The sequence below is a fragment of the Shouchella hunanensis genome (genome assembly GCF_028735875.1).
Classification (GTDB): domain Bacteria; phylum Bacillota; class Bacilli; order Bacillales; family Bacillaceae_D; genus Shouchella; species Shouchella hunanensis.
Genome location: NZ_CP117834.1, coordinates 632,486 through 655,970, shown reverse-complemented (window position 1 = coordinate 655,970; position 23,485 = coordinate 632,486). Strand labels below are relative to the sequence as shown.

At 39.2% G+C, this 23,485-nt stretch carries 25 protein-coding genes and 1 riboswitch; of the genes, 18 read left to right on the top strand and 7 right to left on the bottom strand.

The annotated features are described in order from the left end of the window. Positions 1–8: 8 nt before the first annotated feature. Positions 9–1,925 carry an ABC-F family ATP-binding cassette domain-containing protein gene (locus tag PQ477_RS03505; RefSeq protein ID WP_035395360.1) on the bottom strand — a complete coding sequence of 639 codons (1,917 nt, stop codon included), beginning with the start codon at positions 1,923–1,925 and terminating at the stop codon, positions 9–11. A 167-nt stretch (positions 1,926–2,092) separates the two neighbouring features. Here PQ477_RS03505 and PQ477_RS03500 point away from each other — a divergent pair, with 167 nt between their 5' ends. From PQ477_RS03500 to PQ477_RS03450, 11 genes are all read left to right on the top strand, one after another. Then, entirely contained in the window at positions 2,093–2,728 is a 636-nt protein-coding gene (locus tag PQ477_RS03500) for a redox-sensing transcriptional repressor Rex (RefSeq protein ID WP_035395358.1), read from the top strand. 15 nt (positions 2,729–2,743) lie between these two features. Further along, the gene (tatA, locus tag PQ477_RS03495) at positions 2,744–2,932 is read left to right on the top strand and encodes a twin-arginine translocase TatA/TatE family subunit (protein ID WP_035395357.1); all 189 of its coding nucleotides are present in this window, start codon (positions 2,744–2,746) and stop codon (positions 2,930–2,932) included. Positions 2,933–2,939: 7 nt separating this feature from the next. Next, on the top strand, positions 2,940–3,692 hold the full coding sequence (tatC, locus tag PQ477_RS03490) for a twin-arginine translocase subunit TatC (RefSeq protein WP_144560519.1): 753 nt from the start codon (positions 2,940–2,942) through the stop codon (positions 3,690–3,692). A 53-nt stretch (positions 3,693–3,745) separates the two neighbouring features. Beyond that, positions 3,746–4,438: an ABC transporter permease gene (locus PQ477_RS03485; protein ID WP_274272964.1), complete on the top strand. Its 693-nt coding sequence runs from the start codon at positions 3,746–3,748 to the stop codon at positions 4,436–4,438. Between the two features lie 13 nt (positions 4,439–4,451). Beyond that, complete coding sequence (locus PQ477_RS03480) at positions 4,452–5,447, top strand: ABC transporter ATP-binding protein (RefSeq protein ID WP_035395355.1); 996 nt, start codon at positions 4,452–4,454, stop codon at positions 5,445–5,447. Continuing rightward, a complete protein-coding gene (locus PQ477_RS03475; protein WP_274272963.1) occupies positions 5,444–6,208 on the top strand; it encodes an ABC transporter permease in 765 nt (254 codons plus the stop codon). The genes PQ477_RS03480 and PQ477_RS03475 overlap by 4 nt, the downstream gene beginning before the upstream one ends. 11 nt (positions 6,209–6,219) lie before the next feature. Beyond that, the gene (locus PQ477_RS03470) at positions 6,220–7,134 is read left to right on the top strand and encodes a glycine betaine ABC transporter substrate-binding protein (RefSeq protein WP_052008017.1); all 915 of its coding nucleotides are present in this window, start codon (positions 6,220–6,222) and stop codon (positions 7,132–7,134) included. A gap of 82 nt (positions 7,135–7,216) precedes the next feature. Beyond that, positions 7,217–7,325, top strand: a riboswitch (SAM riboswitch). Positions 7,326–7,394: 69 nt separating this feature from the next. Further along, positions 7,395–8,420, top strand: a complete 1,026-nt coding sequence (locus PQ477_RS03465; protein WP_274272962.1) for a methionine ABC transporter ATP-binding protein — start codon at positions 7,395–7,397, stop codon at positions 8,418–8,420. After that, on the top strand, positions 8,398–9,066 hold the full coding sequence (locus PQ477_RS03460) for a methionine ABC transporter permease (protein WP_274273541.1): 669 nt from the start codon (positions 8,398–8,400) through the stop codon (positions 9,064–9,066). Before PQ477_RS03465 ends, PQ477_RS03460 begins: the two co-directional genes overlap by 23 nt. A gap of 21 nt (positions 9,067–9,087) precedes the next feature. Further along, positions 9,088–9,909: a MetQ/NlpA family ABC transporter substrate-binding protein gene (locus PQ477_RS03455; protein ID WP_144559597.1), complete on the top strand. Its 822-nt coding sequence runs from the start codon at positions 9,088–9,090 to the stop codon at positions 9,907–9,909. After that, positions 9,906–11,000, top strand: a complete 1,095-nt coding sequence (locus PQ477_RS03450) for an iron-containing alcohol dehydrogenase family protein (protein ID WP_274272961.1) — start codon at positions 9,906–9,908, stop codon at positions 10,998–11,000. Before PQ477_RS03455 ends, PQ477_RS03450 begins: the two co-directional genes overlap by 4 nt. Before the next feature lie 20 nt (positions 11,001–11,020). On the opposite strand, the gene PQ477_RS03445 is transcribed toward PQ477_RS03450, so the two are convergent. Continuing rightward, complete coding sequence (locus PQ477_RS03445) at positions 11,021–11,194, bottom strand: DUF4305 domain-containing protein (RefSeq protein ID WP_144559593.1); 174 nt, start codon at positions 11,192–11,194, stop codon at positions 11,021–11,023. Beyond that, positions 11,191–12,105: a CPBP family intramembrane glutamic endopeptidase gene (locus tag PQ477_RS03440; RefSeq protein WP_274272960.1), complete on the bottom strand. Its 915-nt coding sequence runs from the start codon at positions 12,103–12,105 to the stop codon at positions 11,191–11,193. The genes PQ477_RS03445 and PQ477_RS03440 overlap by 4 nt, the downstream gene beginning before the upstream one ends. 226 nt (positions 12,106–12,331) lie before the next feature. Here PQ477_RS03440 and groES point away from each other — a divergent pair, with 226 nt between their 5' ends. Together groES and groL are read left to right on the top strand one after the other, a co-directional pair. Next, on the top strand, positions 12,332–12,616 hold the full coding sequence (groES, locus tag PQ477_RS03435; RefSeq protein WP_035395350.1) for a co-chaperone GroES: 285 nt from the start codon (positions 12,332–12,334) through the stop codon (positions 12,614–12,616). Between the two features lie 51 nt (positions 12,617–12,667). Then, positions 12,668–14,308 (top strand): chaperonin GroEL, encoded by a 1,641-nt coding sequence (groL, locus tag PQ477_RS03430; RefSeq protein ID WP_055736533.1) that lies wholly within the window; start codon positions 12,668–12,670, stop codon positions 14,306–14,308. An 88-nt stretch (positions 14,309–14,396) separates the two neighbouring features. Here the strand turns inward: groL and PQ477_RS03425 are convergent, their stop codons facing one another. Next, on the bottom strand, positions 14,397–14,888 hold the full coding sequence (locus PQ477_RS03425; RefSeq protein ID WP_274273540.1) for a tyrosine-type recombinase/integrase: 492 nt from the start codon (positions 14,886–14,888) through the stop codon (positions 14,397–14,399). 220 nt (positions 14,889–15,108) lie between these two features. Here PQ477_RS03425 and PQ477_RS03420 point away from each other — a divergent pair, with 220 nt between their 5' ends. Further along, positions 15,109–15,903, top strand: a complete 795-nt coding sequence (locus PQ477_RS03420; RefSeq protein WP_274272959.1) for a hypothetical protein — start codon at positions 15,109–15,111, stop codon at positions 15,901–15,903. 1,001 nt (positions 15,904–16,904) lie between these two features. Here the strand turns inward: PQ477_RS03420 and PQ477_RS20880 are convergent. Further along, complete coding sequence (locus PQ477_RS20880) at positions 16,905–17,117, bottom strand: tyrosine-type recombinase/integrase (RefSeq protein WP_432813885.1); 213 nt, start codon at positions 17,115–17,117, stop codon at positions 16,905–16,907. A gap of 809 nt (positions 17,118–17,926) precedes the next feature. Here PQ477_RS20880 and PQ477_RS03415 point away from each other — a divergent pair. The 4 genes from PQ477_RS03415 (at position 17,927) to PQ477_RS03400 (ending at position 21,713) form a co-directional block, all read left to right on the top strand. Beyond that, on the top strand, positions 17,927–18,058 hold the full coding sequence (locus tag PQ477_RS03415; RefSeq protein WP_081762189.1) for a dUTP diphosphatase: 132 nt from the start codon (positions 17,927–17,929) through the stop codon (positions 18,056–18,058). Between the two features lie 907 nt (positions 18,059–18,965). Continuing rightward, positions 18,966–20,336, top strand: coding sequence for a metallophosphoesterase family protein (locus PQ477_RS03410; RefSeq protein ID WP_274272958.1), 1,371 nt, complete (start codon positions 18,966–18,968; stop codon positions 20,334–20,336). 620 nt (positions 20,337–20,956) lie between these two features. Next, the gene (locus PQ477_RS03405; protein WP_274272957.1) at positions 20,957–21,106 is read left to right on the top strand and encodes a hypothetical protein; all 150 of its coding nucleotides are present in this window, start codon (positions 20,957–20,959) and stop codon (positions 21,104–21,106) included. Between the two features lie 253 nt (positions 21,107–21,359). Next, positions 21,360–21,713: a hypothetical protein gene (locus tag PQ477_RS03400; protein ID WP_035395343.1), complete on the top strand. Its 354-nt coding sequence runs from the start codon at positions 21,360–21,362 to the stop codon at positions 21,711–21,713. A gap of 26 nt (positions 21,714–21,739) precedes the next feature. On the opposite strand, the gene PQ477_RS03395 is transcribed toward PQ477_RS03400, so the two are convergent. Further along, on the bottom strand, positions 21,740–22,414 hold the full coding sequence (locus tag PQ477_RS03395) for a queuosine precursor transporter (RefSeq protein ID WP_144559516.1): 675 nt from the start codon (positions 22,412–22,414) through the stop codon (positions 21,740–21,742). 142 nt (positions 22,415–22,556) lie between these two features. Next, positions 22,557–23,375, bottom strand: a complete 819-nt coding sequence (locus tag PQ477_RS03390; protein ID WP_035395342.1) for an alpha/beta fold hydrolase — start codon at positions 23,373–23,375, stop codon at positions 22,557–22,559. Positions 23,376–23,485: the final 110 nt, after the last annotated feature.

Genomic DNA, 23,485 nt, shown 5'->3' with positions numbered 1-23,485 from the left:
TTTCCTCATTAGTGCTCAAGAGATTCCCATTCTTCCATAAGTTGTTCCATTTCGTTTTCATTAGCAGAAAGCTGATCTTGAATGTCTTTTGCTTTTACATGATCAGAATATACTTCTGGCTCAAGTAGTTGTGCTTCAAGTTCAGCATTCGCTGTTTCAAGTTTCTCTAGCTGTTCTTCAATTGCACTCATACGTCTTTCTTTTTGTCGTTCAGCTCGTTTTGCTTCCTTATCTTGTTGGTAATTTGTTTTTTCTTTTTGTTCTGTACGAAGTGGTGATTGCGCTGTTTTTTCTTCCTCTATCGCAGCACGTTCCGCCATTTCTTTCTTTTTCTCTGAATAATACGTGTAATCACCAAGGTAACTTGTCGTTTTCCCCTGATCTAGTTCAACAACACGAGAAGCAATACGATTAATAAAGTAACGGTCATGTGAGACAAAGAGAATGGTCCCTGGGTAATCCATTAAAGCAGCTTCTAGCATTTCTTTTGAATCTAAATCTAAGTGGTTTGTCGGTTCATCGAGAATAAGCAAATTCGCTTTTACCATCATAAGTTTCGCAAGAGCCACCCGAGCTTTTTCTCCACCACTTAATGAAGAAACGCTTTTTAATACGTCATCTCCGCTAAATAAAAATAAACCGAGTAAACTGCGTATATCTTTTTCAATGGTTGCTGGAAACTCGTCCCATACTTCTTGTAAAACGGTTTTATTGCTTTGGAGTTTAGCATGTTCCTGATCATAATAACCGACGGATACATTGCTACCAAATAAGATATTCCCTGAATCGGGTGTTAACTGCTTTGTGACCGCTTTAAGCAATGTCGTTTTACCGGTCCCATTATCCCCTAGTAAACAAACCGATTCTCCTCTTGTTAACGAGAGATCAATATTTGAAAATACAGTATGGTCGCCGTATTTTATTTCAAGATCACGAATCGATAGGACATCGTTACCAGATTGACGAATGATATCAAAGCCAAATGAAGCCGATTTTTCATCCCCTTGAGGTCGATCGAGACGCTCCATTTTTTCAAGCTGTTTTCTACGACTTTGTGCTCGTTTCGTTGTTGAAGCACGTACTAAGTTTTTGGCAACAAACGTTTCAAGCTTTTCAATCTCCGCTTGCTGCTTCTCATATTGCTTACGTTCTTGCTCATAACGTTTTGCTTTTTCATCCAAATAATACGTGTAGTTTCCGTGATAGGTTGTTGTTTGGTTACGAGACAGTTCAACAACTTTTGTGGTTAATCGGTCCAGAAAGAAGCGATCATGGGAAACGACTAGAATCGAGCCAGGATAGCTATTCAAGTAATTCTCCAACCACGTAAGGGTAACCATGTCCAAGTGATTTGTTGGTTCATCGAGAACGAGAAGCTCGGGCTTTGACAAGAGTAGTTTTCCTAAAGCAAGTCTTGTTTTTTGACCACCTGACAAGGTAGAAATGGGCGTTGCATAATCGAATTGCTGGAAGTGAAGACCAGCTAAAACGCCGCGTATATCTGCTTCGTATTGATAGCCACCTTGTTCTTTAAAGTCATTTTGTAATTGATCATATTCTTTTAGTAACTTCGTATATTCATGCTCGGGCATATCCGTTGCCATTTGTGTCTCCAGATAACGTAGATGTTGCTCCATTTTAAGAAGCGGTGCAAACACACTGAGCATTTCATCCCAAATGGTCTTACTTGTTCGTAAATCGGTATGTTGGGACAAATAGCCAATCTCGACGGTCTTTGGAATGACAATTTCCCCTGAATCAATGCTCATCTCACCGACAATCATTTTAAGTAGTGTTGATTTACCCGCTCCATTACGCCCTACTAAAGCGACACGTTCATTTGTCTGTACTTCTACTTTCACATTTTCTAAAATTGGCTCAGCGCCAAATGCTTTTGAGACGTTTACGCATTGTAATACAATCATAGTTCGTCAACCTTTGCTACAGATTTCTATCTGTCACCAGTTTACATCAAGTAACGAACAAACAACAACAAATCATTCGGTGGCAGCTCTTTCATTTTACGAAAAATGGTGTACAATAGAGGGGAAGCAGGTTGCTTATGTAGCTTGATGCTCGGAAAGGGGCGGACATGAAATCAGACCAACTAAAGATTCCTCAAGCAACAGCAAAACGCTTGCCGCTTTATTATCGGTTTCTAGAGAATCTTCATACATCAGGCAAGCAACGAGTATCTTCGACGGAATTGAGTCAAGCGTTAAAAGTCGACTCAGCGACAATACGTAGAGATTTCTCTTATTTTGGTGCATTAGGAAAGAAGGGTTATGGGTACAATGTACAGTATCTTCTCTCTTTTTTTCGAGATACATTGGATCAAGATGAGAGAACGAATGTCATTCTTGTCGGCGTCGGAAACTTAGGGACTGCGTTGCTCCAATACAATTTCTCTAAGAATAATAGTACCGTCATGACCCATGCCTTTGATGTTGATGAAAAGAAGATCGGGACAACCATTGGTGACGTTCCAATATACGATTGGAACAAGCTGGAAGAAGCAGGGATTAAGGACACATCAATTGCTGTTTTAACAGTACCTGCCTCACAAGCACAAAGTAGTGCGGACAAGCTCGTTGAAGCTGGAATTAGCGGTATACTTAATTTTACACCGGTACGATTATCTGTACCTGAACATATTCGCGTTCATCATATTGACCTTGCGATTGAATTGCAAGCGCTTGTATATTTTTTAAAACACTATCCACTTTAAAGGGAGGCTCTATACATGCCATTATCAGGAGGAAGTCTAATTATCATCGCAATTGTGGCATTAATTATCTTTGGACCGAAAAAACTACCTGAGTTTGGAAAAGCTGCAGGTAGTACGTTAAAAGAATTTAAAAATGCAACAAAAGGTTTAGCCGATGATGATGAGGACAACAAGCCAGCAAATGTTCAAAAAGAAAAAGCATAAAAAGAATATTCCTCTCTCAGACATGTCAATAATGGATCACGCAGTGGAATTAAGACGCAGGGTTCTTGTGATCCTCGTCTTTTTTGTGATTGCCCTTATTGGAGGGTTTATGCTCGCAGTTCCTGTTATATCTTATTTACAAGCTGCGCCATTGGCTGCTGATATGCCGTTTCATGCATTTCGGCTAACGGATCCTTTGCGAATTTATGTGAACTTTGCAATGCTCGTTGCCTTTGTTTTAATTATACCGGTGATTTTGTATCAGCTGTGGGCATTTGTTGCGCCTGGATTGAAGGAAGAGGAGCAAAAAGCGACCCTTGCCTACATTCCTATTTCATTTTTTCTTTTGTTAGCCGGTTTTGCATTTGCCTATTTTATTCTCATTCCGTACGTTATGTCCTTTATGAGTACAATGGCAGATCGGTTAGACATTAATGAAATGTATGGGATTAACGAATACTTTTCATTTCTCTTTCAGCTGACCATACCGTTTGGTTTTTTATTTCAGCTACCAGTTGTGGTTATGTTTTTAACGCGACTCGGGATTGTGACTCCGCAGCTGCTAACAAAGATTCGAAAATACGCGTATTTCGTACTATTAGTGATTGCAGGTTTAATTACACCACCTGAACTGATGTCACATTTACTAGTCACGCTACCAATGCTTATTTTGTATGAAATTAGTATTGCCATTTCAAGAGCAACGTATCGAAAGCATCACAAGCAAGCTGCACAATCTCAACCGAATGAAGCTCAGTAAACGACGAAATCTTAAAGATTTTGTCGTTTTTTCTTGTTTCAAAGAACCTGAGAGTGGGTAAAAAGAAGCTATACAAAAAGGAGGGATCTCAACTGAGCGAATTTATTGAATTTGTAAAAATCAATTCCACAAGTATGTTTAACCTAACGATGGAGCATATCATCCTTGTTGGAATGGCGATTCTTATTGCTATTGTTATTGGTGTTAGTATAGGTATTTATTTAACAGTGAACGACACGTTAGCTGAAACGGTTTTAGCAGCAGCTTCAATCCTTTTAACGATTCCAAGCTTAGCTCTCTTTGGAATTATGATTCCGTTCTTTTCCATTATTGGGCACGGCATTGGTTTTGTCCCCGCACTAACAGCTCTTGTACTCTACTCTCTTCTACCTATTATTCGTAATACGTATACAGGTATTAAAAATGTAGATCCAAATGTAATTGATGCAGCAAATGGACTAGGTATGAAAAAAATGCAGCGCTTAATTCAAGTCGAAATACCGAATGGATTGCCTGTTATGATGGCAGGTATTCGTACGGCAGTTGTCATGAATATTGGTATTGGCGTCATTGCTGCATTTATTGGTGCCGGGGGACTAGGCTCATTGATTGTACAGGGGATTTCTCGAGGGGATATGTATTCCATTGTTGCTGGTGCTGTACTCGTTTCCTTACTTGCAATTATCGCTGATACCATTCTGCTAGTACTGCAGAAATGGTTTACACCAAAAGGAGCAACTCACTAAAGGGGGATAACACGTGATTTCATTTAAAGAGGTAACTAAAACGTATACTGGTGACAAAAACGCAGTGAATCATGTTTCCTTTGATGTTAATGATGGAGAGATTGTTATTTTCTTAGGGCCATCAGGGTGCGGAAAAACAACATTATTACGTATGGTCAATAAGTTGGTTTCATTAAGTGAAGGTGATATTGAAATAGATGGTGAACCGATTTCAACGCTGGATACAATTGAACTACGTCGTAAGATCGGCTATGTTATTCAAAGCAATGGGTTGTTTCCGAACATGACCATTGAAGACAATGTCATGGTTGTTCCAAACTTATTAAAGTGGGGCAGTAAAAAGAAAAAAGAGCGGTACAACGAACTGATGAAGCTTGTTGGACTCGATCCAAAAGAATTTCGAAAACGTTATCCAAGTGAGCTTTCTGGTGGACAACAGCAGCGGGTAGGTGTAGCAAGAGCACTAGCAGCAGATCCACCAATTATGTTAATGGACGAACCTTTTGGAGCTCTTGACCCACTGATTCGTGAACATATTCAAGATGAGTTTTTAGATATCCAGCGAAAAGTGAAGAAGACGATTTTGTTTGTTAGTCATGACATTGATGAAGCGATTCGGATGGCGGATAAGATTGTCTTAATGCGCGAAGGCGAAATTATGCAATATGGTACACCATCAGAAATTTTAATGAAACCATCTAGCACGTATGTTTCTGATTTTATAGGAAAAGACCGAGCCATTAAAATGCTTAGTCTTCATACCGTTGATGAGTTAAATAAAGAAATTGGTTTACTAGAATGTCAAGAAGATATTGCTGATTCAAAACAAATTCATTTAGATGCTGATTTGAAAAATACCCTTTCTATCTTATTAAACCAAGAAGCAGAACAAGTTTGTGTATACGATGACGAAGACAATATACGTGGTGCTATTACGATTGATCTAATCCAACAGTTCCTTCATCAGAAATTAGGTAATCAAAAAAGCAAAGCGGCGGTGATCGCTTGAAGACACAAGCCATCGTAACAAATTGTGTTCGGGTACTATTGTTTTTATTAGTGGCAGTCTTTCTTTACTGGACAGCATCAGAAGGAATGTATATACATCTGTACGAATCGTCAGGTGAATTTTTGCGCCTGCTAGGCGAACATGTGGCGCTTGTCCTCGTATCGTCGTTAGTAGCTGTTTTAGTAGCACTACCGTTAGCTGTTTTTGTCACGAGGCCAAAGTTTCGACGAGCAGAGTGGATCACGTCAAACGTTGCCAACTTAGCTCAAACTATACCGAGTTTGGCCGTTGTGGCACTGATGATTGGAATTTTAGGGATTGGCTTTGTTCCAGCTGTATTTGCCTTATTTATTTACTCTGTCCTTCCGATTTTCAGAAATGCAGCTGCTGGTTTTAGTTCAGTAAACCCTGATCTTATTGATGCTGGTAGAGGAATGGGCATGAAGCCGATTGACATTTTCTTTAAAGTCGAAGTTCCCAATGCGGCATACGCTATTATCGGTGGTTTAAGAACGGCCATTGTTTTAAATGTCGGCACTGCTGCTTTTGCCTATTTTATTGGCGGAGGCGGACTAGGGCTGTGGATTTTTACTGGAATTGAACTGTACGATAATTCCTACCTTATTTCTGGTGCTGTACCAGTTACTCTGCTAGCGATCTTTTTTGATTATTTGCTAAGAGGCGTTGAACGCTTATTAACGCCTAAAGGTATGCGAGTATCGAAAAAGCAAGCTCATTTAAAAACGACGGCAACCGCATAAGGGGGAGAAAGATGAACAAGTTACGACGTTATATGAGCGGTTCAGTTGTCCTCTTAGGTGTATCCTTAAGCGGCTGTAGCTACTTAGGCTTCGGGGACAGTATCACAATAGGTGCTAAATCGTTCACAGAGCAATATCTTTTATCGGAAATGACGTATTTTATTCTCGAAGATGCGGGATATCAGGTTCGACAAGTAGAGAATTTAGGAAGTAATGTCCTTCGCTCTGCTTTAGAAAATGGTCAAGTGGATGTGTCTTGGGAGTACACTGGAACAGCGATTGCAACGTATTTAAATATGGAGCCAATAACAGATCCTGAAGAAGCATACGAAACACTCCAAGAAGTAGACAGAGAGAATGGACTACACTGGATGAACATTTCAAATGTGAACAATACGTACGCGCTCATCATGAACCGTGCACAGGCGGAGGAGTTAGAAATTCAGTCGTTGTCTGATTTAGCTCAATACGTGAAAGACAATCCAGGTGAAATTCGGATGGGTACCGATGCCGCGTTTGCCAATCGGGCGGATGGTCTTCCAGGTCTTCAAGAAACATATGAATTTGAATTTGGGAATGGAAACATTGAATACATGGATGCTGGGTTATTGTACGAAGCGTTGTACAATGAGGAATTAGAAGTAGCAATGGGGTACGAAACGGATGCAAGGATTGATGATTATGACCAAATCATTTTAGAAGACGATCACACCTTTTTTGCTCCTTATAATGCAGCTGTACAAATTCGTTTAGATGTATTTGAAGACAATCCAGAAATTGAACAGTTGTTGCAACCACTAGCGGACATTCTTGATAGTGAAAAAATGCGAGCCTTAAATTATCAAGTTGATATTGAAAGGCAAAGTGTGGCCATCGTTGCCTATGAATTCCTCGTTGAAGAGGGATTGATAGAAGAAGAGAGCTAATATGAATTAAAATAAATGGTAAGATTTTGTTTTGACAAAAGAGTCGCAACACGGTAGTATACAAAGACAACTAAATCGTTAACACTTATCAAGAGCGACTGAGGGAATAGGCCCGTTGACGTCCAGCAACCTCCACATTTATTTGGAAGGTGCCAAATCCTACAGAATCATTTTATTCTGGAAGATAAGTCGAAAAAACAGACCGGTTTTCGATGCTTCTTTCATCATGAAAGAAGCATTTTTTATTTGGGAGTGAGTGGATGATTGAAGCGCGTGAATTAACAAAGATTTATAAGAGCAAAAAAAGAACGGTTATTGGTGTAGATAATGTTTCGTTTAGAGTCGAAAAAGGAGAAATATTTGGCATTGTTGGTTATTCAGGTGCAGGAAAAAGTTCACTCCTACGCTGTATGAATTTGCTAGAACGTCCAACAAGCGGAACCATTAATGTTGACGGTATTGATTTAACGAAACTAAATTCAAGCAGGCTACGGGAAGCTCGTTTAAAAATTGGAATGATTTTTCAACACTTTTATTTGATTAATCAGAAGACGGTTTATGGAAATATCGCATTTGCACTTAAAGCAGCAGGAGTTGAACAGAGCACTGTCCCAACAAGGGTGGACGAACTGCTCAAGCGTGTGGGTCTTTCCGATAAGCGAGATGCGTACCCTGCCCAGTTAAGCGGTGGACAAAAGCAACGGGTTGGTATAGCGAGAGCACTTGCAAATAACCCACGTGTTTTGCTATGTGATGAAGCCACTTCTGCACTTGACCCGACAACGACGAAATCCATCTTGCAGTTACTTCAATCGTTGAATAAGGAATTAGGTTTAACGATCGTCCTTATCACGCATGAAATGAACGTTGTAAAAGAGATTTGTCATAAGATGGCGGTGATGCAACATGGCAAAATTGTTGAACAAGGTAACGTATATGACTTGTTTGCCGAACCGAAAGAAGAATTAACAAAAGAATTTATTGAGAATGTTGTTTCGTTTAACGTTCCAGAGCGAACCCTTGCGCAGTTTACGGGTACTATTGCAAAAGTGGTATTTAAAGGAGAGATTGCTGGAGAAGGTATTATTTCTGATATGCTACAACAATTTTCGTTAAACGGTAATTTCTTACATGGTGCCATTGAATATATTGATGGAAAGCCTTTAGGTATTTTTATCCTTGAGCTTCAAGGAGAAGCGGTGGCCGTTAAACAAGCATTGGCTTATATTGAAAAGCGTTCTGCTGAAGTGGAGGTGATTCGTGATGGACATTCCCCACTTAATTGAGATGTTGCCTACAATGTGGAGTGCATTTCTTGAAACACTGTTGATGATTAGTATTTCCACCGCTGTGGCGATTGTTATCGGCTTTCCGTTAGGGGTTGTGTTGTTTGCAACAGATCGGGGCTTATTTTGGGAGAATCGTGTGGTACAGAATGTGTTAGGTGTTTTTGTGAATATCATACGTTCGATACCATTTATCATCTTACTCGTTGCATTATATCCGTTTACGAACCTTATTGTAGGAACGACAACCGGTCCTGTTGCAGCAAGTGTTTCGCTATCAGTAGCAGCCATTCCTTTCTTTGCTCGAATTGTGGAGAGTGCTATGCGTGAGATTGATAAAGGGATGATTGAAGCAGCTGTTGCTACAGGTGCAACACCATGGATGATTATTAAAGATGTGTTGTTTTTAGAAGGCAGAGCCTCAATGATTCAAGGATTAACCTTAACCGTCATTAGTCTTGTTGCCTATTCAGCAATGGCTGGTGTGATTGGTGGAGGCGGTGTTGGGGATTTAGCAATCCGTTATGGTCATTATCGCTACGACAATACCATTATGATTTCAACGGTCGTAATTTTAATTGCGTTTGTTCAAGTATTGCAATTACTTGGAGACTATATTGCAAAAACGACAGATAAAAGAAAATAGACAATTAAAGGAGAGAAACAAATGAAGAATACCAACTGGATTTGGAGTGTAGCTACACTTGGAGCATTAGTAACATTAAGTGCATGTGGTGACAGTAATGCAGGAGAGGATAGTCAAGAAATAAGTTTTGGTGCGACAGCCGGACCGTATAGTGATATGCTCACAAAAGCCATCGTTCCTGGCCTTGAAGAAAAAGGGTATTCTGTTACGATCAATGAATACCAGGATTATATTATCCCAAATCGTGAGCTTGCCAATGGCACAGATGATGCAAATTTATTTCAGCACCAAGTCTATCTAGATGCTTTTGCAGAAAACAATGATTTAGACTTAGCTAGCTTAGTAACGGTACCAACTGCCCCAATGGGTATCTACTCAGAAGCGTACCAATCGCTAGAGGACATTGAAGATGGTGTAGAAATAGCGATACCTAATGACCCGACCAATGGGGCAAGAGCCTTTTTAATGTTAGAAGATGCTGGCTTAATTACATTTAAAGACGAAATCGATCCGTTAACAGTTTCTATTCAAGACATTGATGAAAACAAACACAATCTCCAATTTGTTGAACTCGAAGCCGCGCAGCTTCCAAGAGAAGTAGGGCAAAAGCCACTCACTGCCGTGCCAGGTAATTTTGCTCTTTCGGCAGGGTTGGATTTAACAACGGCATTAGAGTTGGAAGATATGGCTGATCAATACCGAAATGTGGTTGCGGTTCGTTCTGAAGACGTAGACGGACAATTAGCTCAAGATATTCAAGCGGTTATTGAATCGGACGAATTTGAAGCTGTCATTGATGAAGAGTTTGAAGGGTTTGGAAAGCCAAACTGGATGGAACAGTGAGCTCGCTTATCGTTCGTGGTGCACCACAGGAATATGTTTTTGCAGAAGGCGCCTTATCTGAGTTAGAAGAAAGGCTAGTAGCACGAAAGTATAAGCGAGTGCTTGTCGTTCACGGTCATGCTTCTTGGAAAGCCATTGCCGCTTTTTGGCCAGAATTGAAAGAAGTTGAAGCAACATATGAGCCTTATGCTGGTCTGTGTTCAGTAGCTGAAATGAGACGTTTAGCAGAAATGGCGCTGGATGGGAACTATGATGCACTTATTGGAGTAGGAGGAGGAACGTTAATGGATGCCGTAAAGGGGACAGCTCATCTCCTTTCTCAGCCATATGTACTTATTCCAACTCTTGCTTCTAATTGTGCACCGTGGACACCCATTTCTGTTATCTATAATGAGGAAGGGGTTTATACTCACTTTGATGTGTATGAACAGAATGCAAGTCTGCTATTAGTAGACCCACATGTATTGCTTACAACACCGAAGGCTTTTTTTCTTGCTGGAATTGGAGATACACTGGCGAAATGGTACGAGGCCGATGTTCAGCTTCGTGCCATTACAGATAGGCGTGCAGCACTTGATATCTCTTATTATGCTGCACAGCTTTGTCAGTCTGTATTACTTGAAAAAAGTGAAGAAAGCATAAAGTCGTTAGCAGATAAAGAAGTATCAAGCGCCTATTGTAAAGTAGTGGAAGCAATCATTATGCTAGGTGGTATGGTCGGAGGATTTGGAGACAAATATGGACGTATTGCAGGCGCTCATTCGATCCATAATGGCTTAACAGCATTGAGAGAAACTCACGATGTTCTGCACGGGGACAAAGTGGCTTACGGTATTCTTGTCCAGCTTGCTTTAGAAGAAAATTGGAATGAAATTGAACGATTAATACCTTTTTATCATAAAGTGGAACTACCCACTTCATTAATCGATTTAGGGATTGACGTAGGTTCAGCGGATTTAAACGCGGTATGTGAAAAAGCGACGATTCAAGAAGAGTCTATTCATGTTATGCCAGGCGTCATCAGTGCAGTAGACGTACGAAAAGCAATCGATCAAATTGAAGAATGGAACAAAAACCGACCGGTTTGGTAACCGGTCGGTTTTAACGTGTGTTATTTATCTTTGGGAGGTCGTCTAAGTGCTTGCCAGCCAAGATAGAAATCAACTGCAGCTACAAAAGCGAGCACGACTGGGAAAATCCCCCACCCATTTGCTTCTACTTGAATGTACGTTAAATAGACAAAAAGAAAGGCAAGTAGAATGTAGAAGAAACCATAGAATCTCATAATAATATCATTCCAATCATAGTAGAGATGAAAGTAGCCGTGTCCATAAACTCATTAATTTTATCAATGAAGAGTACTTGAACAACAACGACAAATGAATTTAACGCAATGTGGGCGATAATTGGAACAATGATTCGTTTTGTTTTCACATATAGGAAAGCGAAGGCAAAGCCCATTGCGCCATAAATGAGAATATGCTCAAAATCAAAATGAATGACAGCGAAAATAAGAGAACTAATTAACCCTGCAACGAAAAAGTTTGTGCGGCGATATAGCCAGCCAAATATTGCTTTTCTGAAAACCAGTTCTTCTATGATCGGACCAATAACAGCAATAACAATAATGAACGGTAAAAATTCTTGTGCAATCGCGACTAAATCCGCCGTATTCTCAGACCCTTGATCAATGCCAAACAACAGAGACTGAATTAAACCAGCAACGATTTGTGTCCCAAATACTAGAAAGATACCGATAATGGACCAAGCAACGGTTTCGCCTGTTTTCATTTTAGGTCCTCTTAACCCACCATCTAGCTGTTCGTCTCGACGCAAAATCAGTAAAATAACAACAAGACCGACAGTAAATGAGAGTATGGACGATAGACCGATTAAAAGAGCTTGGTTTGTGACGTTGAAAATCGATGCAAGTAGAGTAGAAGCAACTAAAGCAAGTCCTGTTTGCATCACAATATAGGCAAGTACAACGAGTGCGTATCGCATCGTTACTGTATTTCGACTAACCATTCGCGACGTTAGAAACGCAATGGCAATTGTTAATGGAACAGCAAGAAGAATGGATAGCCCGCTATTCATAGTTAAAACACCTTGAAAAACGACCACAAGCGTAAACGCTACAGCAATTTGCATAATAACGAAAAACAAAATTCCTAAGCTATAATAGATCTTATTCACAAGCGAACTCCTTTACACATGATCAGTCTAAATTCCCACTCATCATACCATATTATGCATTCGTTTTCCTTTTCAGACCCTTTTTAAAGAAACTGTCCAAAAAAAAGTCAGGCTTACCTCTTGCAAAACGCGAGCAGAATGATTATCATAGGAAATGTGTTAGCACTCATCACAAACGAGTGCTAATAATAATCACTACATACGTCTTCAAAGGAGGGTGTTTTCCTTGTTAAAACCATTAGGAGATCGCATCATTATTGAGCAAATCCAATCAGAGGAAAAAACAGCGAGTGGGATTGTACTACCTGACTCTGCACAAGAAAAGCCGCAAGAAGGCAAGGTCGTAGCTGTAGGTACAGGTCGTGTAACAGAAAACGGTGAAAAAGTAGCGCTTGAAGTAAAAGAAGGCGATTCCATCATCTTCTCAAAATATGCAGGTACAGAAGTAAAGTATGAAGGTACGGACTATCTTATTCTTCGCGAAAGCGATGTTCTAGCAATCATTGGCTAAAAGCTAATAAAGAACGAATAAATACGAACCAACATACAGGAGGCAGATAGAATGGCTAAAGATATTAAGTTCAGTGAAGAAGCACGTCGCTCGATGCTAAAAGGTGTAGATACATTAGCGAACGCTGTAAAAGTAACGCTTGGACCAAAGGGTCGTAACGTTGTATTAGAAAAAAAATTCGGTTCACCATTGATTACAAATGACGGTGTAACGATTGCGAAAGAAATTGAGCTTGAAGATGCATTTGAAAATATGGGTGCGAAACTTGTTGCAGAAGTAGCAAGCAAAACAAACGATATTGCTGGTGATGGTACGACAACTGCTACAGTTCTTGCACAAGCCATGATTCGTGAAGGTCTTAAAAATGTTACATCCGGTGCGAACCCAATGGGAATCCGTAAAGGAATTGAAAAAGCAACAGCAGCAGCAGTAAAAGAGCTAGCTAGCATTTCAAAGCCAATTGAAAGCAAAGAGTCGATTGCGCAAGTAGCAGCGATTTCTTCAGCTGACGAAGAAGTAGGCCAAATCATTGCAGAAGCAATGGAGCGCGTAGGAAACGACGGCGTTATTACCATTGAAGAATCAAAAGGTTTCTCTACAGAGCTTGAAGTAGTAGAAGGTATGCAGTTCGATCGTGGCTATGCATCTCCATACATGGTATCTGATTCAGATAAGATGGAAGCGGTTCTTGATAACCCTTATATCCTTATTACAGATAAGAAAATCTCAAACATTCAAGAAGTACTTCCAGTTCTTGAGCAAGTTGTTCAGCAAAGTCGTCCGATCCTTATCATCGCTGAAGATGTTGAAGGTGAAGCGTTAGCAACACTTGTTGTGAACAAATTACGTGGCACATTTAATGCAGTAGCTGTTAAAGCGCCTGGATTCGGTGATCGTCGTAAAGCGATGCTTGAAGATATTGCGATTCTAACAGGTGGAGAAGTCATTACGGAAGATTTAGGACTTGATCTTAAATCAGCAACAATTGATTCTCTAGGACGTGCCAACAAAGTTGTTGTAACGAAAGAAAATACAACAATTGTTGAAGGTGCTGGAAACCCAGAACAAATCGCTGCTCGAGTTGGTCAGCTAAAAGGTCAAGTAGAAGAAACGACTTCTGATTTTGACAAAGAAAAGCTACAAGAGCGCCTAGCTAAATTATCTGGTGGTGTAGCAGTTCTTAAAGTAGGAGCTGCAACAGAAACAGAAATGAAAGAGCGTAAACTACGTATTGAAGATGCGTTGAACTCTACACGTGCAGCAGTAGAAGAAGGTATTGTTGCTGGTGGTGGTACGGCTCTTATTAACGTGATTAAAGCAGTTCAAGCGGTTGAAGCGGCTGGAGACGAAGCAACTGGTGTGAATATTGTTCTACGTGCATTAGAAGAGCCAGTTCGTCAAATTGCACACAACGCTGGTCTTGAAGGATCTATCATTGTTGAAAAATTGAAGTCTGAAGCGGTAGGTGTTGGTTACAACGCAGCAACAGGCGAGTATGTAAACATGGTGGAAACAGGTATTCTTGATCCGGTTAAAGTAACACGTTCTGCTTTGCAAAATGCAGCTAGCGTATCAGCTATGTTCTTAACGACAGAAGCTGTAATCGCTGATAAGCCTGAGGAAAACGAAGGCGGCGGCATGCCTGATATGGGCGGCATGGGCGGAATGGGTGGCATGGGCGGCATGATGTAACATGCCTCTCTGACCCCTTGATGCTTTAAGGGTTTCGGGTTTGTTAGTGTAGTTAATTGTATGATATGACATGCTTTTGACATACTTTCTACCCCGAATTTTTATTTCTTACACTATCCATGAGGTTGCTGAACTTTACAGCAGCCTCTTTTTTGCGTGATTTTGATACGTGTAGATAAACGTCTCTTGTGACTGAATCATTCTTATGTCCTAATCGTTCCATGATCTCTTCAAGAGAAACACCAGCCTCAGCTAATAAAGAGGTATGGGTAAGTCTTGGAGAGTGAGGGGTGAGTGATTCATCCAACTGAGCTAATTTTAAAATTCGTTTTATTCTACGACCGACAGTTTTAATAATCATTGGGTAACCGGGCTTTCTATTCGTGTCTACAAATATAAACCCTTGATCGTTATACTCTTTACCTTTTCTGAGCTTGTACTCATTCATGATCTTCTTAAGGGTTTTGAGTTCTCCAAGAACAAACTCATCAATTTGGATTGTTCTTTTTGAAGAATTCTTAGGTGTTAGTAATTCAAATTCCTTTAAGCGGTTCTGCGAATAGTACGAGAGTGGACAAATTGCATCGATAATTGCGATTAATGCTTACACGACAAACACCAACGCTATTGCTGAGAACGTTCAACAACTTGAAAGTTTGTTATATCAACGAATTTAAGTCTTAATATTCTTGATATTACTAATGCGGTTGATATTTCCACTAATCTTTACTAGCATTGAAGAGGAATTGGTAATTATCACCACCTTTTCAAAATATATTAATTAAAGGAGAGAACGAACAATGAAAAAGGCTTTAATCTTTACGTTCAGTTCATTATTCGCACTATCCGCACTAAGCACTACTAGTAATTCAGCTTTTGCAAGCACAATCAACGAGGAAGAGGAATTCAAAACTCTTTTAGAAAGTGTCAAAGAGGAAGAAAAATTTGAAGAAGGTTTTAAAGAAGACTCAATTATCCAAACACTAACTCTAAATGAAGATGAATCTAACGATGATCTTAACCGCATAGCAGAACTAGTTGATGAAAACCCAGAGCTTTCTAAGCATACAGAGGCGTATAAAGTCTGGACTAACGACGATGAATTTAATGATCTATTCGAAGGTACGGAATTAAATGCGGAAGCAGGAGAAACAGATGACGTAACCTACGTTTTTAATGATGGAAGCTCTTTAAGCGCCTCCTTGTCCACAGAAAGTGTTGAAAATGAAGTCAGCCCTTTAGCTATTACTGAACCAGACCCTTACAACGATGGTTGGTTCTCTAACTATGTTCACACTTTTAGTGTACTTTGGATTAATAATGCGCAAACACAGACCGCTGCCTATTGGTCAAATGCAGTTAATTCTTCCAATAATTTTTACGCAAATGTCTATGATCATCAAGGAGTTGTAGATGTAACACCTGGTTCTGGCTCAGGGAGTACAAGAGTTGTTGTAAATAACAATAGAAATTCAATTGTACAAGGGACTTTTGAGCTTAATGACCCTTTTGGTGCCGCAACCTTTACAAGACTAGTTGACTTAACATTACATGCTGATTTTATTCCATCGGCCTCGGCTGAAGTAGTAAGATAGTAATGTAGATCTCATTGCTAAGACTATGATATAGTGGTCACCAAGACCACTATATCTTTTTTAGGGGGGCATACTTTGTTTGAACCTGTAGATCCAACAAGAGTCACATTTCAACTCGTCTTATATTTTGGCGTTATAGCCATAATGATCTCTCTAATTATAATGTTAGTAGTTAAGTGGGTAAAAAGAAAATAAATTTTTTGGCATGACCATAATCGTGCCCTTTAATTTCACACTCGACCTTTTTTACATTTTCATTTATCTCTCGGCTGCTATACAAATTACAATTAATGAAGGCGTCTAATACAATGACGTCTTTTTATGTACACATATGCATAGAAAAACCGAGTTTCTTCATATTTATATTTGGTGCATGAAAACATACAAAAAGATGGGGTGTAGTTATGGCGAAAAGAGTATCGGCACATTGGGATCTTGAGAATAACTTTGGCACCATAATTGTTCATGATAAGACAAAGGTATATGATTCTTTCAAATCACCTGCAAAAAATATTAATGAAACTATTGAATCTATTAAAAGAAGACAGTAGATATAGGTACATTTGACATACCAAAACAGAGAATGACATACAATCATACATAACTTAATATAACTCAATATAACTCAATATAACTCAACGTATATTTAGGGAAGATAATATATAAAGATGCGTACTCTTGCATCTCTAATTCCATCCCTTAAAAGGCTATTATTTTTTGTTCGGTGATGGGCGGCATGATGTAAGTCATCCCCCATAAAGCCCGGTATCGCTAGGGTTTGGTTAATCCGTGACGGTATATTCGTCCAAACTATCACGTAAATGTCACGGATCTTTATAAAATGATTTTTTCGAGGATGTTCCCGTAAAGGTTTGTAACTTTTGTGGGGGCATCTTTTTTCATTTTGTTAGTAACATGTGTATAAACTTTCATCATTGTTTCGATATCTTCGTGCCCCACTTGCTACATGATCGTCGGAAGGTCTACTTTTGCTTCGGCCATCATGCTATATACGTGTGTCTGAAAATGTGAGGCGTTGTTCTCTTCTTGATATTTGTTGATTGTCTCAGCCTGTCCATTCTGTTGAGCACCGTTTTGGTAATATAAGGATAGCCGTTAGCTCGATAGAAAAGAAAATCTTTATCGTGAAAATCTTCGTTATGTACGCGCAAGTTTAATTTAGTCCTATCGCGGATTCGATTTGATTTCTTCAATGGTTTTCTGTTTTCGTTATGTAATAGCGTCTGTTCATTGATTATGCTTAATTAGATTTTCTCTTATGGCATACTTAAAAACCATATTGGCATTGGTGTTAATACTCTTCAAGCTATTTAGACTGTAGTCTTTAGCAAGTGTGTTTAATAATTTTTGTTAAGATGAGTGTGTTATTTTTTCAATCGGAACCTTGGCTATGTGCTTGAATAAGACATTTAAGTCTTTTTCTAATCTCATTTTGTACCTTTTGCTTTGCTTCTGTTTTTGTCTTAGCCCTGCGCCTGATTTGATTTCTTGCACCTTTGACCGGATCGGGAGACCCTTCATCTAAACATTCCCAACGCTTTTCGCCGAATTTTAGTGTTACTACCTTACACTTCACCTTCTCACCCCTAAGAAGCATTCATCAAACAAAAAGAATATATGTTCTATTGGTGGTTTTAGAAAAAGGAAAATCTCTTTTCCTCATTCGAGGGTGATTATGATGATGTAATTCTCATCCGGTTTGAAGAGTTCGTACATGAATGTTGTGCATCGAAGTACAGAAGAAAACATTTTAAAGATTGTGAGATTAAAGAAGTGTTTGCCTTTATAGAAATTCCATGATTATCGAGAGCGAACACGCAAGGATCAAGAACAAACAACACTATTCTAGGATGCGCCTAATTGCGAAGTAAAACAAGTACATTATGTCTTAGATACAGGTATTATAGTCGATCTGTTCATTGAAATAAATCGAAAGTTCGGAGTGATTCATGATAATACGAAACATTCTTCTCTTTTAGAAAAAACAAATGGATCTATAGGGATGGGGTACCATTACTTATTAGCTTTGTTTTTAGGGTTAGACGAATCATTGAGTTTTAGTTCCGGAGAGATTGAACAAGCCTACTTAGACAAGAACAAAATCAATCATGAACGGCAAGTAAACGGCTATTAATGGCTGAACCCAAATGGTCTGATGCTGTAAAGGAGCAGAGAGAGGTCCATGCTCCTGAGCCGGAGGTCAAAATGTAGCACGGGCGTTGTGATCGTGGTGATGGAAGATTCAAGCTGAGAGTGGCGAAAAGCAAGTGGACAAGAACCTGCAAGGGATGTGGAGAGGAGGAGATCTTGAGGTTAAAAGACTATCAAAAGTCCCGGCTACATTGATTCTTGAGTTGGCAAAGGGACAAAAGGATATAGCAGAACTTCGTTTTAAGGGTGATATAGCGAGAGATATGTACAAGGCAGGCTTTAGATAGCATGAACAACAGAATAACAGAGGCTAGCCTATTACAAAGCATATTAAGGTGGCAGAACGAGACTGGTTAAGAAAAGGGGAGAGTGCATGAGTAAAACCGTTTTACTCTATAAGGACTTATTAACTGAGATCGACATTTTGGAGTTAACATGAAAAATGTTTAGAGAAACAATATAAAAACATAAAAAGCTTATATGTCTCTCCAAAAGGCATAGGTGCTATAGATTATGAGTCTGAACGGCTAACGGGAGGGCTTGTGCAAGTTCCTGCTTATAATGCTATAGGAGAAGCAGATGATGTTCTTCGAAAATATAACGAGGTTCGGAAAGAGCTTAGAGAGAAATACTTCTGGCGCGATGAGATAAAAAAATGCTTAATAAGCTAGAGGGACTAGAATACAAGGTAGCTTATAAAAAATGGATTGAGAATAAATCGCTTATTCAAATTTCACATGAATTAAATTTTAGTTTAGACCATATAAAAAAAGTTAGTGCTCGAATTGGCAAAAAGAATGCGTCGTGAACAGATCAACACTTTTGCTACACGGAAACGAAAAATAGTTGGTAAGGTTGTTTTGAATGATTTTATTAATAGGAGGTCAATAATGTATAAACTTACAGAAGATAATGGGAACAGAAAGTATTTAACTAATTCAGGAATTGATATCTTTACGCTTGCAGCGGGTTTTTACGAATCAACAGGAGATAAGCTGGTGAATACACCGTGGAAAGACGGTGGATTCGTGACAATTGATGTTTTTCAAAATACATCAGGGTCCGGAACTCGAAAGCAATTCATTTTGAATTATTCATACATGAAACGAATCTTTGTTGGTAATTTGCATACCAATGGGAGTTTTAGAGGATGGGTGGAATTAAAGCACAATGAAGGGGTAAGTGCCTTTCTTGAAGATGAACTGTTTAACCTGTATGAAAAAGTAGCAGCAATACAGAATACTAACACAAAATCTTTTGGATTTATAAGTGATACTCACTATATCCGTAATTCAAATGGTTCTTATGGAATGAATGGGTTGCAACACGTTAATAACATCGTTGATTTTACCAAATATGGCTTATTGGACTTTGTGGTACATGGTGGCGATATTATAAACGGTAAAGATTCACCATCAGTTTACAAAAGAGAGTTGTACGATAATGTAAAAGCCTTTACGAAATCGAAAGTACCTGTAGCTATCTTAAAAGGTAACCATGATTATGGACCTTGGTATACAGATAATACAGCGAATCCGAGGTTGGCAGACATAATGAGCCCTACTGAATGGCATCAGAAGATGGTCAAACCATTTGAAGAAGATTTTGTCTTTAATAGCGCTGAGAAAAACGGAGGTTATTATTATAAAGATTTTGACGATATTAAGCTAAGAGTAATCTTTTTAAATACAGCGGATGTGGCTCATATCTCTAATAGTAACGGATCTCCTAAATATCATAATATCTCCTTTCATGCTTTAAGAAATCGTCAAATACAGTGGTTAGCAAATACCGCGTTAAACTTTCAGAATAAGCAGAGTCCCTCAAATTGGACGGTAGTTACAATGTCACATGTTCCTATTACAGGTTCTGATGGTGTTGGAAAAGCTACCAATGCTTTTGCTTTCAGAGGAATTATAAGAGCATTTAAACTTGGAATCCGATATCGTTCAGCTGTTACTGAGGGCGATCATGGTGTTGACATAACTGTTGATTTTACTGGACGAAAAGGAAACCACATTGCACATATAGGAGGTCACTATCACCTAGATGAGGATTATGTGCATGATGAAATTCGATACATTAACGTTTTACATTCAGCAACAGCAGATAGTTCTACAGGTTTAACTAGAGACCCTAGACCTAGGGATAGTGGGGAGATAACTGAAGATAGTTGGAATGTTTTCACTGTTAACACGAGCAATCGGAGGATGCATTTGAGTCGCTTCGGACAGGGATCGGATAAAGTGATTAGTTATTAACAGAAAATCTCAGTAAGATCGGGGTTAGCTCGGTCGGTGGAAACACTTTAGCAGAAGAGTGTCCTATAATATCACGTACCGCAAGTGGGACAACCCATAACCCCAGTGGACTTGCTACGCAAGCGTGATAAAAACCAAAAAGAAGTGTGTATGAGCTTAATAGTCGTATGCGCTTTTTATTTGGTGTGTTTGCCTTTTGATTTATCTAGGTTTAATTCTTGGTAATGTTGGATTAATAGATCTTTAACTAACTTGGATAAAGCTAAATGTTTTCTTTTACCTAGAAATAAATGAACAATAAGAGAATAAACAAAACCCCGCTTTTTACGAGGTCTCAAGGAGGCTAATAAAGCCGATGGGTTATTACACGATCCTGCTTGGGGTAACAGAGGTGCATCGTATGTAACTACTCATTTAATCACCCCTTAGAGTGTTTTGCTAAACCATGATACTAAAGATGAATGAACGTTGCTTTACTGTTTATATGTGATAACTTAGTACTAGTCGCTACTTGATTTTCGAGCGTTATGATATGGTAAGAAATAAGTAGTGGTCGATTTTTCTTTGCAAGGTATGCTAAAGATTTACGAAAGAGTACATGATGAAAAGGGGGTGAAGATGTGAAACAGGTAGTATCGTTGCTAATTGCAATGGGGATTGTTTTATCAACAACTTCTGTTATTGATTTAAGTGGCCCTACAAGACCAGGTACTGGACCTGTAAGTTCAGTTGCTGAATTAACAGATGGTCCAACGCGTCCCGGGACATAAGCCGATGTATTGGTTCATGAATCAGGAAAATTGAATTTAGTAGAGGATTTTAAAGGTAAGAGCAATAAACAAAGATACATAGGATCTATAAAAACAGGTGATGCGGTTTAAGGTATCGTAATGTGCCTGCACACTTTTTTAATAACCACTTTCCTTTTAAGGAGTGGTTGTTTTTTCTTCTAAAGACCGCTTTACTTTACGGTTTTTCCTGTATACTTATTGGGAATAGGGTAAAAAGAAAGGAGTCGGTTATATGAACGATGAGTTAGTACAAAAATTTTGCGAAGAGCATATGGTTGCTTTACAAAAACAATTAAAAGACATTTATACAATTGAAACACCGGAAGTGTTAAATGAACAGGATGAAGGGACCATTAATGTAAATGATAAGCTATCCGAATATCGGTTTATGGAGGCTGTTTACGCGAGTATTGAACAAAGTGATCAACAAGAAGGAGAAGTGTATCACCAGTACCAGTCTGCTCTTGATAATTTACGTGCGAAGAAGACATTTTTACTTGAATTGAAAGAAGAAATTGAAGAAAAAAACGAGGCAGACATTGCGAACATTAAGATTATGATAAATGCGTTTCAGAAGGAAATGTAAAAACGGCCTGGGGACAGGCCGTTTTTTTAATCTTGCAGAGGCTTGATGCTTCGAGCCCAGTAAATAAAAGGCATCGCAAGCAGAGAAACGATAAATTTCATCAGATATGTTGTTAGGGCAATTTCAAACCAGATGCCCATCGAATACACACCTAGAAACGCAATTGCACAGAAAATCAATGTATCCAACGCTTGTCCAAAAATACTGGAAACGATGTTTCGCAGCCAAAGCATTTTTGGTAACAGCTTTTTAAAGAACGCAAAGATGTATATGTTAATATGATTACTAATGATAAAAGCCGTTAAGCTTCCTAACGCAACGCGTAAAGCGAAGTCAAAAATAAAAGCAAGGTGCGGATGTGCTAGGTCTTCTCCATGAGGTGGGAATAACAGTACAAATTGCATGATAATCGTTGAAACGAGTAAGGTTGAGAAGCCTAGCCAAACGGCTTTTTTGGCGAGGGCTTTCCCATACTTTTCATTTAATAGATCTGTTGCGAGAAAGGTTGTCGCATACATCACATTCCCCATTGTTACGATAAATCCGAACAGTTCAATTGTCTTTAAGACTTGTAAATTAGCTAAAATGGCTGCAAAGCCGATCCAGGCGATAATACCTGTTTTTCCAAACAACTTATAAAATAAGAGCAGGAAGGAAAAATTTGCAAGGGCAAACAATAGCCCTAATAGTTCTGTGGACATGATTTATCTCCTTTAGTTTTGATAACGCAGGAAGGTTACGAACTGCGTGTTTTCATAGGAACGAAAGACACTTTACCACAAGTCCACATAATTGTACAGACAAAAAACCAGTACATCAACTGTACTGGTCTTAAACATCTTCTTACGATTTAACAGGTTCTGATATAAATTGAATGATGGTTTCGTTAAATTTCTCTCTTTCATCATGGAACAAGCTATGACCGCTCTCTTCAAAAGGGATAATAGTGGCGTTGGCAATACCTGCTTCCATTTGTTCTGCTAAATCAAACGGACAGATTTCATCGTTTCGACCGTGTAAAATGGCAGTTGGTACGGAAATAGCACTTAAGTCACCACGCAAATCAGCATCTCGAAGGGTTCGAGCCGATTCAATCGTCGCGTGAGGTCCTGCTTGCATACCAAGTGAGTGGAACCAGCTATTAAAATGGGTGCTTGGTTCTTTGCCGAAGAATAGACCGCCAAAGTCTTTTAACATGTCGGCGCGGTCCGCATATGCACCTAAAATTAAGTCATCCACATTTTCCTTAGGTAAACCAAATTTAAAATCATCTCGCTGCGTAAATACCGGTGCTGCTGCGCCTAATAGCGCGAGACGAGAAACACCTTTTTCGCCGTGCTTTGCCATATAGCGTATTGCAATGGCTCCTCCCATTGAGAATCCACATAATACGGCATCCTTAAGTTCAAGTGTATCAATGACAACACGAAGGTCATCCGCCATTCGGTCATAATCATAGCCATAAGCTGGTTTATCCGATTGTCCATAGCCTCTTAAATCTACACCAATAAAGCGGAAACCTTTTTCTGGTAATGTTGCCATTTGGTGTTCGAACATTCTATGGTTGACTGGCCAGCCATGTAGAAAAATAACGGGTTGGCCGCTACCAATATCCTCTACAAAAAGAGTGGTTCCGTGCTCGACTTCAATTCGATGTGCCATGTAAACATTCGCTCCTTTTTTATAAAACTAGTTTATCGTTTTGTTTGTTTACCCGATTATTTGGTTTTAAAACAGATGTGAATGTTCAACAGGACAAATCACGGTGATAG